The 12,283-nt window shown below is 72.6% G+C and carries 12 protein-coding genes and 1 pseudogene; 8 read left to right on the top strand and 5 right to left on the bottom strand.

The window, feature by feature from the left end; translation table 11 throughout:
- The first annotated feature begins 125 nt into the window (after positions 1-125).
- Entirely contained in the window at positions 126-293 is a 168-nt protein-coding gene (locus tag Scani_RS05115) for a DUF3117 domain-containing protein (protein ID WP_006603288.1), read from the top strand.
- A gap of 220 nt (positions 294-513) precedes the next feature.
- Here Scani_RS05115 and Scani_RS05110 read toward each other — a convergent pair whose 3' ends face one another.
- The gene (locus tag Scani_RS05110; protein WP_371872322.1) at positions 514-1,110 is read right to left on the bottom strand and encodes an O-methyltransferase; all 597 of its coding nucleotides are present in this window, start codon (positions 1,108-1,110) and stop codon (positions 514-516) included.
- Between the two features lie 373 nt (positions 1,111-1,483).
- Between Scani_RS05110 and sigE the strand changes: the two genes are divergently transcribed.
- The 5 genes from sigE to Scani_RS05085 all read left to right on the top strand — a co-directional run bounded on the left by sigE (position 1,484) and on the right by Scani_RS05085 (position 7,076).
- Positions 1,484-2,176, top strand: coding sequence for an RNA polymerase sigma factor SigE (gene sigE / locus Scani_RS05105; RefSeq protein WP_371872309.1), 693 nt, complete (start codon positions 1,484-1,486; stop codon positions 2,174-2,176).
- Positions 2,173-3,129: a zf-HC2 domain-containing protein gene (locus tag Scani_RS05100; protein ID WP_159470428.1), complete on the top strand. Its 957-nt coding sequence runs from the start codon at positions 2,173-2,175 to the stop codon at positions 3,127-3,129. The genes sigE and Scani_RS05100 overlap by 4 nt, the downstream gene beginning before the upstream one ends.
- A gap of 124 nt (positions 3,130-3,253) precedes the next feature.
- Complete coding sequence (locus Scani_RS05095) at positions 3,254-5,704, top strand: S1C family serine protease (RefSeq protein WP_371872308.1); 2,451 nt, start codon at positions 3,254-3,256, stop codon at positions 5,702-5,704.
- Between the two features lie 116 nt (positions 5,705-5,820).
- Positions 5,821-6,306 carry a sec-independent translocase gene (locus tag Scani_RS05090; protein WP_159470426.1) on the top strand — a complete coding sequence of 162 codons (486 nt, stop codon included), beginning with the start codon at positions 5,821-5,823 and terminating at the stop codon, positions 6,304-6,306.
- 119 nt (positions 6,307-6,425) lie between these two features.
- A complete protein-coding gene (locus Scani_RS05085) occupies positions 6,426-7,076 on the top strand; it encodes a hypothetical protein (protein WP_159470424.1) in 651 nt (216 codons plus the stop codon).
- 129 nt (positions 7,077-7,205) lie between these two features.
- Here Scani_RS05085 and Scani_RS05080 read toward each other — a convergent pair whose 3' ends face one another.
- From Scani_RS05080 to Scani_RS05070, 3 genes are read right to left on the bottom strand one after another with little or no spacing between them, the layout of a single operon-like run.
- The gene (locus Scani_RS05080; protein WP_159470422.1) at positions 7,206-8,366 is read right to left on the bottom strand and encodes an Mrp/NBP35 family ATP-binding protein; all 1,161 of its coding nucleotides are present in this window, start codon (positions 8,364-8,366) and stop codon (positions 7,206-7,208) included.
- Between the two features lie 42 nt (positions 8,367-8,408).
- Entirely contained in the window at positions 8,409-8,990 is a 582-nt protein-coding gene (locus tag Scani_RS05075; protein ID WP_159470420.1) for a DUF1003 domain-containing protein, read from the bottom strand.
- Positions 8,980-10,287, bottom strand: coding sequence for a magnesium transporter MgtE N-terminal domain-containing protein (locus Scani_RS05070; RefSeq protein ID WP_159470418.1), 1,308 nt, complete (start codon positions 10,285-10,287; stop codon positions 8,980-8,982). Before Scani_RS05070 ends, Scani_RS05075 begins: the two co-directional genes overlap by 11 nt.
- 197 nt (positions 10,288-10,484) lie before the next feature.
- Between Scani_RS05070 and Scani_RS05065 the strand changes: the two genes are divergently transcribed.
- Both Scani_RS05065 and Scani_RS40625 read left to right on the top strand, forming a co-directional pair.
- On the top strand, positions 10,485-11,264 hold the full coding sequence (locus Scani_RS05065) for a hypothetical protein (RefSeq protein WP_159470407.1): 780 nt from the start codon (positions 10,485-10,487) through the stop codon (positions 11,262-11,264).
- A 7-nt stretch (positions 11,265-11,271) separates the two neighbouring features.
- Positions 11,272-11,535 (top strand): annotated as a pseudogene (locus Scani_RS40625) (hypothetical protein); the annotation flags it as partial.
- Here the strand turns inward: Scani_RS40625 and Scani_RS05055 are convergent.
- A complete protein-coding gene (locus Scani_RS05055; protein WP_159470405.1) occupies positions 11,513-12,046 on the bottom strand; it encodes an NUDIX hydrolase in 534 nt (177 codons plus the stop codon). The pseudogene Scani_RS40625 and the gene Scani_RS05055 sit on opposite strands and share 23 nt — an antisense overlap.
- Positions 12,047-12,283: the final 237 nt, after the last annotated feature.

The raw sequence follows: 12,283 nt of genomic DNA, 5'->3' as shown, positions 1-12,283 counted from the left end.
CCGATGTTGGTCATCGGGTCGTTCGATGCGGGATAATGGCCTGGAAGCAATGTGTTCGATGCCGGTGACACGTGCCTATTCGGGCCGGCGGCTGAGATGAGCTGGTTTCAGGAAGGGGAACGAGCATGGCGGCCATGAAGCCGCGGACGGGCGACGGCCCGCTCGAGGTGACCAAGGAGGGGCGGGGCATCGTCATGCGCGTTCCGCTCGAAGGCGGCGGGCGGCTCGTCGTCGAGCTGACCCCCGACGAAGCCAAGGCGCTGGGTGAGGCCCTGGACAAGGTCACCGTCTGACAAGGGCGGCGCAACCGGCGGTTTCCCGGGGCTGACCCCGGTATCCCCAGCCGTATTACCCCGGCCCCGGCACGTGGCGCGCAGTACAGGCGCGCCAGGTGCCGGGGCCGTTTGCATGTCCCGGAGCCGGAGCCGGAGCCGGAGCCGGAGCCGGAGCCGGAGCCGAGCGGAAGCCGGAGTGGAAGCCGCCCGGGCTCGATGCCGGGCCGAGCCGGGCCGGTCAGCCGCGCTTGACCGCGCAGAGCAGTCCGTCGCCGACCGGCAGCAGGGCGGGCACCAGCGTGCTGCTCTCCCGGACGGTCCGCAGCAGTTCCCGCAGCCGCAGGACCTCGGAGGGCTGCAGCGACGAGTCGACCGTACGGCCGTCCGCGAAGACGCCCTCGAAGCAGACCAGGCCGCCGGGGCGCAGCAGACGCAACGATTCAGCGAGGTATTCCAGGCACTCCATGAGGTCGCCGTCGCAGAAGACGAGGTCGTAGCCGCCGTCCGCGAGGCGGGGCAGGACGTCCAGGGCGCGGCCGGGGATGAAGCGGGCGCGGTTCCCGGCGAAGCCGGCCGCACGGAACGCCTGCTTGGCGAACGTCTGCCGCTCGGGTTCGAGATCCACGGTGGTCAGGACGCCGTCGGGCCGCATGCCGTGCAGGAGGTAGATGCCCGACACGCCCGTGCCGGTGCCGATCTCGGCGACCGCCTTGGCATCCGCGGCGGCCGCGAGCAGGCGGAGGGCCGCGCCGGTGCCGGTCGTCACCGTACGGATGCCGGCTTCGCGCGCGCAGTCGCGGGACCACCGCAGGGCGGTCTCGGCGCTGTCGTCGATGGTCCCGGCGCCGTACGCCTCGGCGAATGCCAAGCTCGTCTGCCGGTTGCCGGTAATAGCCCTCTCCTGTCCCCGTAGTTGACGCAACCGTGACTGTATCCGCTGCGTCCGGGAACCCGCAGATGGGACCGGGCGTTAAAGAGGGGCAGTGGGAAGACGGGGGGACGCACCGGTGAAGACCGCGCGAGACACCAGGCAAGACCAGAAGCAGGACCAAATGCAGGTCAAAACTGCTTATCCGGAGCTAACGGGCGAGGTGGATATGGTAGGGGCTCTACTGGACACCACCAGAGCCACCAGGGGAGGTGCGGCTGCGGCGGGTGACCGAGGGGTGCTGAGGCGCTTGAAGAGGTCGTTCGCCGAGCCGAAATCCGTGACAAACACTGCTGACCGTTCCCGCCCCCATGGCCCGAAGGGCATGGGAGGGGCCCCCGTCGCCGACTCCGCAACCACCGCGACCTTTGCCGCAGACGCGGATGCGCAGGCGTGGACTCCGCCCAGCTGGGAGGAGATCGTCAGCACCCACAGTGCACGGGTCTACCGCCTCGCCTACCGCCTCACCGGCAATCAACACGACGCCGAGGATCTCACCCAGGAGGTGTTCGTCCGCGTCTTCCGCTCGCTGTCGACGTACACCCCCGGGACCTTCGAGGGCTGGCTGCACCGGATCACCACCAACCTCTTCCTGGACATGGTCCGCCGCCGTCAGCGCATCCGCTTCGACGCGCTCGGTGACGACGCGGCCGAGCGGCTCCCCAGCCGCGAGCCCTCCCCGCAGCAGCACTTCAACGACACCCACTTCGACGCCGATGTCCAGCAGGCGCTGGACACCCTTGCGCCCGAATTCCGTGCCGCCGTCGTCCTGTGCGACATCGAGGGCCTGTCCTACGAGGAGATCGCCGCGACGCTCGGTGTCAAGCTCGGTACGGTCCGCAGCCGGATCCACCGCGGCCGTTCCCATCTGCGCAAGGCCCTCAAGCACCGCGCCCCGGCCACCCGTGCCGAAGAGCGTGCGCAGCGGCGGTCGCTGGCCGTGGTGCCCACGGGGGAGGTCGGAATCGCGTGAGCGGCAGTGGCGGTCCGTCCCCCGCCGAGCAGCATCTCGGCGACCGCCTCGCGGCCCTGGTCGACGGCGAGTTGGGGCATGACGCACGCGAGCGGGTGCTCGCGCATCTTGCGACATGCGGACGGTGCAAAGCAGAGGCCGACGCCCAGCGTCGGCTGAAGAGCGTATTCGCCCAGACGGCACCCCCCGGCCCCTCCGAGGGGCTGCTGGCGCGGCTGCAGCAGCTGCCCGGCGGCGACCCCGGCGGTCCCGGCAGCCGGCTCGGCAACGGCAGCTTCGGACGCGGCGACTTCGCCCGCGGCGGCGGCGCGTTCCGCTACGTCCCCGCGGACGGCCTCTCCGGCCATGCGATGGCGGCGATTCCCTCGCAGCCCCGCGGACGCGGCTTCCGTGTGCAGGAGAGCTACCGGCCCGCGCAGCGGCGTCGGTTCGCCTTCGCGGCGGCCGGTGCGGTCTCCCTCGCGGCGTTCGCGCTGGGTGGCGCCCTCCCGCTGGAGGCGGCCGTCGATCTCCCCGGCGGACGCGTCGACGGCGGCGGCACGACCGTCACCCCGCTCAGCGTCAGCCCGGCGGCCGACGGTGGTTCCCTCCTGCGCGGTGAGGAGTTTCCCGCCAAGAATTCCCGGCCCGGCGCCTGGCGGCCCACCGGTGGTCCGACCATGGCCCCGGCCCCCAGCACCCTGACCCTGTACGGCCCCACCACGGCGCCCCCCGCGCCGTCGGCCTCGGTCGCGGCGCCCGCCCAGGCCGGTCGCTTCGGCCTGTCGCCGCTGATAGCCGCGAGCGGCGCGGCCACGGCGAACTACCTCGCACCCCTCGCCGCCGCGACCGGCAACACCCCGGTGCGGAAGAACCCGCCCGGGCTGCCGCCCCTGGAGCCCATGCGCCCGCTGATCGGTTCCGCGGCCGCCGCGCTCCCGTCCGTCCCTGGCTCAACCTCCGCCCAGCGCTGACCGTCCCCTGCGCAGCCCCGCACGGAACTGGTTGAATCCCTGTGGGGCGGCGCACCCCTGACCGGGCGCGTGCCGCGAGGTGGTGGTGGCCCGCGCACGGCCGTGGGCGAATTCTGGGGAGAGCATGGACGACGGTAAGGCCGCCGGGCCGAAGCTGAAGTGGTGGAGCCGCCCGGGAGGCACCCCGCGCACGGAACCGTCCGCCGAGGCCGGTCCGCAGGCGACGCCGCCCGCCGACGCTACGGCGGACGGCGCACGGGCCGACGCATCCGACGCCTCCGATGCCTCCGATGCCTTTGCGGCGCAGGGGTCGGAGGACTGGCTCGTGCGTCCCCCGGAGCCGCGCACCGACGCCGGGCCGGAGCTGCCTCCGGAGTCGTCCGCGAGCACCGGGCCGCACGAAGTGGACGGCGCGGTTGATGAGTTGGCGGTGCCGCGCGAGGCGGCGGCCGCTGACGGTTCGCACCGGGAGGGCCCCGGGGCCCCGGGCGCCGCGACGAGCGGCGCGCGCCCGACCCCGTCGACCATGACGCTCGGCCGGGTGGCCGGTGGCGCGCGGGGCGAGGAACGGCCCGACGCACGGGGCGAGGCGCTCTCCGGCGCACCGGACGAGCGGCCGGCCGAGGCGGCCGTGCCCCCGAGGACGGCCGCTCCCGTATCCGGGACATCGAGCGCGGCGCCGCAGCGGCAGCAGCCGTTGCACGCCGAGGACCCCTACGGCACCCCTCCGTACGGCGGTCCCGGGCCGTGGGCGCCCGCGCCGCCCGTACAGCGGCCGGTGGCGACCCCCGCGCACGGCACCCCCCTCCCTCCGGCCGCCGGGCCGCTGCCCCCGTACGGGGCCCCGGCCGCCCCGCGGTCCGCCATGCCGGCCACGGGCCACCCGAGCCCACCGCCCGCTCCGCCGACGGCGACCGGGGAGGCCCCCGCGCCGTTCGCGCACCCCGGCGAGCAGCCGTACCCGGCCGGGACGGCCGATGCCGCGCACCCCCGCCCGGCCGACGGGCCTGCCGCCTCCCCCCGTCCGGACCTGCAGAAGTCCGGCTCCCCGCAGCCCCCTTCGGCCCCGGACGCCCCCTCCCGCGCCGACGCACCCCGGCCCGACGCCGCGCAGACCACCGCCCTGCACGCCACCGCCCCGCAGGCCACGTCCGCGCACCCCACCGCCCCGCAGGCCACCCCCCTGGACTCCGTCCCCGGGCCGTCCGCCGGCCCCGACGGGGCGGCCCAGGACGGTCCGGACGGCCCCTTCGTCCCCCACCCCGGCGACGGCGGCCCCCGCCCGGCAGCCGCGGCCGGTCCCTACCCGGCCCCGCCGCAGCCCTTCGCCGGCCTGCCCGGCGACCACGGTCCGGCCGGCGCCCAGGGACCGCACCCCGCCCCGCACGGCGCCTGGCAGCAGTACGACCCCTGGAGCGCGCCGCTGCCGGGCGGGCCCCTCGCCGCGTCGCCGCACGACCGGCGCCGGCGGCGCGGGCCGCTGGTCGCCGGCGCGGTGGCGCTGGCGCTGCTCGCGGGCGGCATCGGCGGCGGCATCGGCGCGTACGTCGAGCGCTACGGCGGGATCCACGACATCAGGCTGCCGCAGTCCGCCGATGACGGAGGGGGCCGCAGGCCCGACAGCGTGGCCGGGATCGCGCAGCGGGCGCTGCCCGGAGTGGTCACGATCCATGTGCGGGGCAGCGCCGAGCAGGGCACCGGCACCGGCTTCGTCCTCGACCGCCAGGGGCACATCCTCACCAACAACCACGTCGTCCAGCCGGCCGGCAGCGGTGGCGAGATCTCGGTGACCTTCAGCGGCGGCCAGACGGCCAAGGCCAAGGTCGTCGGCCAGGACGGCGGCTACGACCTCGCCGTCATCCAGGTGGAGGGCGTCACGGGCCTGCGGCCGCTCACGCTCGGCAACTCCGACTCCGTCCAGGTCGGCGACCCGGTGGTGGCGATCGGCGCCCCCTTCGACCTCGCCAACACCGTCACCTCCGGGATCATCAGCGCCAAGCAGCGCCCGATCACCGCGGGCGGCGAGAAGGGCGACGGCAGCGATGTCTCGTACGTGGACGCGCTGCAGACCGATGCGCCCATCAACCCCGGCAACTCCGGTGGCCCGCTGGTGGACGCCAGGGCGCGGGTGATCGGCATCAACAGCGCCATCCGCGCGGCCGACAGCGGCAGCGGCCTGGGCGGCGGCAGCCAGGGCGGCAGCATAGGGCTGGGCTTCGCCATACCGGTCAACCAGGGCAAGCGGGTGGCCGAGGAGCTGATCAACACCGGCCGGGCGACCCATCCGGTGATCGGCGTGACCCTGGAGATGGAGTACGCCGGCGACGGGGCGCGGGTCGGCGAGCACAGCAAGAGCGGCAAGCCCCCGGTCGCCCCGGACGGCCCCGCCGCCAAGGCCGGGATCAAGGCCGGCGATGTGATCACCAAGGTGGACGGTGCCCCGGTGCACAGCGGCGAGGAGCTGATCGTCAAGATCCGCAGCCACCGGCCCGGCGACACGCTGGCGCTCACCCTCCTGCGGGGCGGCAAGGACCGGTCCGTACGGCTCAGCCTGGGTTCCTCCAGCACGGACTGATCGTTTGCATGGTGTTGGCACGGGTGACTCCCGCCCGACGTACGGGGCCAGGTACCGTGATAGGCGGCCTGGCCCATAGGCCGACGAAGGCCGCGGATTACCCAAGGAGCTGCTAGGTGTTCTTCGACATAGGACCCCTCGAGCTGGTGGCGCTCGTGATCCTTGCGGTGCTCGTCTTCGGCCCGGACAAGCTGCCCAAGGTCATCCAGGACGTCATGTCCTTCATCCGCAAGGTCCGGGCGTTCTCCGACAGCGCCAAGGAAGACATCCGCAGCGAGCTGGGACCGGACTTCAAGGACTTCGAGTTCGAGGACCTCAAGCCCAAGAACTTCGTGCGCAAGCACGTCCTGGAGAAGGACGAGTACGGCCTCAAGGACCTCCAGGAGATCCGCAACGGCTTCGACCTGAAGAAGGAGATGGCCGAGGTCACCGACGCCGTCCACGGCCACGACGGCGCCTCTTCCGCCACGCCCTCGAACGGCGCAGGTCCCAGCCTGTCCAAGGAGTCCCCGGCCGCCTCCGCAGGCCGCCCCGACCTGGTGAAGAAGACCGGGAGCCCTCAGCCGGACGAGCGTCCGCCGTTCGACGCCGACGCCACCTGACACACACCGGTATGACCGGCTGTGTTGACGCCTATGGCTATGCTCCGGGTGTCCGGGGTTCGGTCGCCTGAGGGGGGCGGGCCGCCCACGACGCAGGGCAACAAGGAGGCTCCGCGCAGATGGAGACGACGAGTCGGACGGCGGCACAACAGGTGTCCGCGGAGGCCGGCCGGAAGGTCGACGGCTATCTGCTGGCCGCGTTCCCGTGGTACGGCCTCGACGAGGCGTTCACCGGTCCGCGCTGGCTGATGCAGGTCGGCGCCGCCGCGGACGGCACCGTCGAGCACGGCGCCACCGGTCACGGCGAGGAGCCCACCATCAAGGTGGAACCGCCGCAGGACGAGCGGTTCGCGGTCGTGGTGACGGTCGCCAGCCGCCCCGTGCGGCGCAGTGCCGACGGCACCGGTGTACTGGAGGCGACCTCGGTCTCGACGGCCGCCTGGCTCGCCGGGTCGGGGCTGCTCGCGCAGACCTGGCCCACCCAGATGGACCGGACGCTGCGCCAGGACTGGCTGGACCAGCAGACGATGCTCGCCTGGGAGCTGGCCGACGACCTGGGCGGCGGCAGCTGGAGCGAGCTGATGCTGCCGGTGGACGGCGAGCCAACGTCGTTCGCCTACCGCGAGTCCGAGTACGGCTGGGTCCTGGCCGGCTCGGCGAGCGAGGGGCCGGAGGGCGAGGGCGTGCACCTCGGTGCCTACGGGCGCGGGATGAGCGCGTACGGCCTGGGCTTCTCGGTGATCAAGGACCTCGCCGCGTACGAGGGCTGAACGGCCACCGCGGACGAGGCCGGACGGCCACGCACGAAGGGGCGGACCCGCACGGGTCCGCCCCTTCGTACGTCATCCGGGAGCCGGCGTCCCCGACGGGCCGGGGCCGCCGGGGAACCGGTCGCGGTCTCAGAACTTGTTGCGCGGGGTGATGCCGAGCGACATGCCCTGCAGACCCCGCTGCCGGCCGCCCAGCTTGCCCGCGATCGTGCGGATCGCCGAGCCGGCGGGGGAGTCGGGGTCGGTCAGCACGACCGGCTTGCCCTCGTCGCCGCCCTCGCGCAGCCGGACGTCGATCGGGATGGCGCCGAGCACCGGCACCTGGGTCCCGGTCGTCTTCGTCAGGCCCTCGGCGACCCGCTCGCCGCCGCCGGTGCCGAAGACGTCGACCATCTCGTCGCAGTGCGGGCAGGGCAGCCCGGACATGTTCTCGACCACGCCGACGATCTTCTGGTGGGTCTGCACGGCGATCGAACCGGCCCGCTCGGCGACCTCGGCGGCGGCCTGCTGCGGGGTGGTGACCACCAGGATCTCGGCGTTCGGCACCAGCTGCGCCACCGAGATCGCGATGTCGCCGGTGCCCGGGGGCAGGTCCAGCAGCAGCACGTCCAGGTCGCCCCAGTAGACATCGGCGAGGAACTGCTGCAGCGCGCGGTGCAGCATCGGGCCGCGCCAGACGACGGGGGCGTTGCCGGGGGTGAACATGCCGATCGAGATGACCTTCACGCCGTGCGCCGACGGCGGCATGATCATGTTCTCGACCTGGGTGGGCTTGCCGTCGGCACCGAGCATGCGGGGCACGGAGTGGCCGTAGATGTCGGCGTCCACGACACCGACCTTCAGACCGTCGGCCGCCATCGCCGCGGCGAGGTTGACGGTCACCGACGACTTGCCGACGCCGCCCTTGCCGGAGGCGACGGCGTAGACCCGGGTCAGCGAACCGGGCTGGGCGAACGGCACCTCGCGCTCGGCGGTGCCGCCGCGCAGCGACGTCGCCAGCTCCTTGCGCTGCTCGTCGCTCATCACGTCCAGCTCAACGGCGACGGAGGTGACGCCCTCGACCCGCTCGACGGCCTCCCGCACGCTGTTGGTGATCGTCTCGCGCATCGGACAGCCGGAGACCGTGAGGTAGACCACGACCGCCACCGCGCCGTCCGCCGCGATGTCCACCGATTTGACCATCCCCAGCTCGGTGATGGGGCGGTGGATCTCGGGGTCGTTCACCGTCGCGAGCGCTTCGCGGATCGCGTCCTCGCTCGGGGTGGCGCCTTCGGGCGTGTGGGTAGCCATGTCCCGATGGTACGGCGCGTGAGGGTGCCTCCGGAAAGCCCGTCAGCGGTCGCGTTCATCACTCTCCGCGCCGGCCGGCCGCCGCGGCTCCAGATCCCTCAGCATGTCCTGGAGCTCGGAGCGGATCCAGTCGCGGGTGGCGACCTCGCCCAGGCCGAGCCGCAGGGCCGCGATCTCGCGGGTCAGGTACTCCGTATCGGCGATGGACCGCTCGTTCTGCTTGCGGTCCTGCTCGTGGGTGACCCGGTCGCGGTCGTCCTGGCGGTTCTGCGCCAGCAGGATCAGCGGCGCGGCGTACGAGGCCTGCAGGGACAGCGCCAGCGTCAGGAAGATGAACGGGTACTGATCGAACCTCAGGCCGCTGGGTGCCGTGGTGTTCCAGATGACCCACAGGATGATGGTGAAGGTCATCCAGACGATGAACCGGCCGGTCCCCAGGAAGCGGGCGATCTTCTCCGAGAGCCGCCCGAACGCCTCCGGGTCGTACTCCGGCAGGAACGTACGGCGCGGCGCCCGCGGCTGGTCGAGGCGCACCCGGGGCCGGTCCGCGGCGCCCCGGCGCACCGCCGAGGCCCCGTTCGCCCGCGACCGCTCCCTGGCGCTCTCCCGCTCCTCAGCGCCCATCGGTACCCTCCCCGACCGGCCGGTCACCGTTCAGACCGGCCGCGGCCGGGCCGTGCAGCCCGTCCTCCCGCCAGTCGTCCGGCAGCAGATGGTCCAGTACGTCGTCGACGGTGACGGCGCCCAGCAGCGCCCCGCTCTCGTCCACGACCGGGGCGGCGACCATGTTGTACGCGGCCAGATAGCTGGTCACCTCCGGCAGCGGGGTGTCCGGCGGCAGGGCCGGCAGATCGGTGTCGGCGATCGAGCTGACGAGGGTGAACGGTGGGTCGCGCAGCAGCCGTTGGAAGTGCACCAGGCCCAGGTACTTGCCGGTGGGCGTCTCGTCCGGCGGCCGGCAGACATAGACCTGGGCGGCCAGCGCGGGCGAGAGGTCCGGGTCGCGCACCCGGGCCAGCGCGTCCGCGACCGTCGCGTCCGGGCGCAGCACGATCGGCTCGGTGGTCATCAGCCCGCCCGCGGTCCGTTCCTCGTACGACATCAGCCGCCGCACGTCCGCGGCCTCCTCCGGCCGCATCAGCGCCAGCAGCCGTTCCTTCTCCTCCTCCGGCAGCTCGGAGAGCAGGTCGGCGGCGTCGTCCGGGTCCATCGCCTCCAGGACGTCGGCGGCCCGCTCGTCCTTCAGCTTGCCGATGATCTCGACCTGGTCGTCCTCCGGCAGCTCCTCCAGGACGTCGGCGAGCCGGTCGTCGTCGAGCGCCGCGGCGACCTCGGCTCGGCGCTTGGCGGAGAGGTGGTGCAGTACACCGGCGAGGTCGGCGGGCCGCAGCTGTTCGAAGGTGGCCAGCAGGCTCTCCGCGCCCTGTCCGTGCTCCTCCAGCGAGAAGCCGGTCACCGCCGACCACTCCACGGTCAGCACCTCGCCCTTGCGGCGCAGTGCCCCGCCCTTGCCCTTCCGCACGAAGACCTTGTCGATCTCCCAGTCGCGGCGGGCGGGCAGCTGGGTGATGCCGATGTCGAGGACGGTGGCCTCCTCCGCGGTGTCCACCAGCCGCACCCGCCGGTCGAGCAGCTCGCCGAGCACCAGCGTCTCGGACGCCCGCTGCTCGAAGCGCCGCATGTTGACCACGCCGGTGATGATGATCTGGCCGGACTCCACTCCGGTCACCCGCGTCATGGGCACGAAGATCCGGCGCCTGCTGATCACCTCGACGACCACCCCGAGCACCCGCGGCGGGCGGTCGCCGACCCGGAGCAGCGCGACGAGGTCCCGCAGCCGGCCGACCTGGTCGCCGTTGGGGTCGAAGACGGCGATGCCGGCGAGGTGGGAGACGAAGACCCGGGGAGTCACCACTGCCATGCAGAGTGCCGCCCTTTCTCCCGTTCAGCCCCGAAATACGGCATCAAGTCGGGTTCAGGCTAACGCGCCCCGGCCTGTGCCGCCCCGGTGGAGGAGGCCGTAGGGTGACCGCCACGCACCCCGCCGACGACCGTGCGCGGCCCAGGTACGCTGCCGTACTGCTGTCGAGGTCACCCGCATCAGGAGGCAGAGCCGACGTGAGCGCAATTCCCCCGGGCGCCGGCCCCCGACCCCTGGCCGGATCCCGTCGTACGGGACGGGCCGCGCTGGTGGGGGCGGCCTGCGCGGTACTGGCCGTGGCGCTGACGGGCTGCGGCGGGGAAGATCCGGACGCCGGCACCAACGGGGTGGGGAAGCTGCCCGCCGCGAAGATCGAATCCAAGGCGCGGGCCGCGGCCCAGCGCGCCGACACCGTGCACCTCTCCGGCAATGTCGTCAGCCAGGGCCGCACCTACAAGCTCGACATGAGCCTGGCGAAGGACGGCGCCAAGGGGGAGCTGACCACGAAGGCGGCCGCCTTCCAGCTGCTGCGGGTCGGCGATGCGCTCTATCTGAAGGCGAACGCGGCCTTCTGGGCCGGCGAGAAGAGCGGCGGCTCGGGCAGGCCCAACCAGGCGGCGGACAAGCTCGACGGCAAATACGTCAAGGTGCCCGCCGGCGACCCGGTCTACCAGCGCTTCAGCGGCTTCACCGACAAGGACACCCTGCTGGCCGGCCTGCTCGGGCTGCACGGCAAGCTGACGACCGGTGACCGCAGCGACATCGACGGGGTCCGCACCATCCGGGTGTCCGCAGGCGCGGGCTCCGGCGGCACCCTGGACGTCTCGCTGGAGGGCACGCCCTATCCGCTGCGGCTGCGCCGGGCCGGCGGCGCGGGGGTCGTCCGGCTGGCCGACTGGGGCCGGAACGTGGACCTCAAGGCCCCGGACAAGGGCCAGGTCGTGGACTACGGATCCAAGATCTCCGGCAAGCGCTGAGAAGCACCGGACGAACCACCGAGGCCGTGCCTTCCATGCCTTCTGGCTCGCCCGTACCCAGCTCCAGCGCGGCAAACTCGACGAGGCGTGCCATACGGCGATGGAGGCTCTGGCCCCAGCGGCGGCCGTCAGCTCGCATCGAGTCGCCGGCCACCTTCGGGAGTTCTGCGAGCAGCTGGAGCCCTTCCGTCAGGAACCAGCCCCCGTGGCGTTCGAGGCCCGGCTCAGGGAAGTGCTGCCCCATCAGGTCAGCGGATCGCCTCGTCCATGAGCACGTACAACAGACCGACGAGGGAACCGCTGCTGACGATCTCGCGCCGGTCGATCATGCCCCGTACGTCGGCCAGCGGGATCCACTCGATCCGATCCGACTCGTTCTTCTCGGTCGGTGGTCCTTCGTACGTCGCTCCGTCGGCCCGGAAGACATGGTGCTGGGAGTCGGTGATGCCGTTGGCCGGCTCGGCGTAGATGAGCGGCTTGACCGGGCCGGGCCGCCAGCCCGTCTCCTCCAGAACCTCACGCGCGGCGGCGTCGGCGGGGCTCTCCCCGTCCTCGACGAGGCCCATGGGCAGCTCCCAGGCCCACGAGTCCGTGATGAAGCGGTGTCGCCACATCATGAGGATCTCTTGCCGTTCGTTGATCACAGCGGCCACGGCCAGGTGCCGGAGCTTGACGACGTGGTACTCCCACCGGCGCCCATCCGGCTGCTCCACATCGGTCAACCACAGGTTGACCCACTGGTTCTCGTAGATCGGACGTTCCCCGTGGATCTTCCACTGCATCGCTGCGGCCCCTCTCGATCGACCGCCAGCATCGCAGAGCTGCTGCCGCCGGCAGCCAGGTTCCATCCAATTCACGTCACGGTGACGAATAGGGATCTCCTCGACAGGGCGTGGAGGGTAGCCGTTGGCTCTCACTCGAAACTCCGAGCGAGAGCCAATCTGTCATCAGCCGGCCATGAAACCAGGGCTTTGTCGTTGCCGTCCTGGCCACGGCGCTGGCGCCACCGAGTGAGTGCG

The sequence above is a fragment of the Streptomyces caniferus genome, assembly GCF_009811555.1.
Taxonomy (GTDB): Bacteria; Actinomycetota; Actinomycetes; order Streptomycetales; family Streptomycetaceae; genus Streptomyces; species Streptomyces caniferus.
Note: the sequence above shows the minus strand (reverse complement) of the source record. Positions and strands in the feature narration are given on the sequence as shown.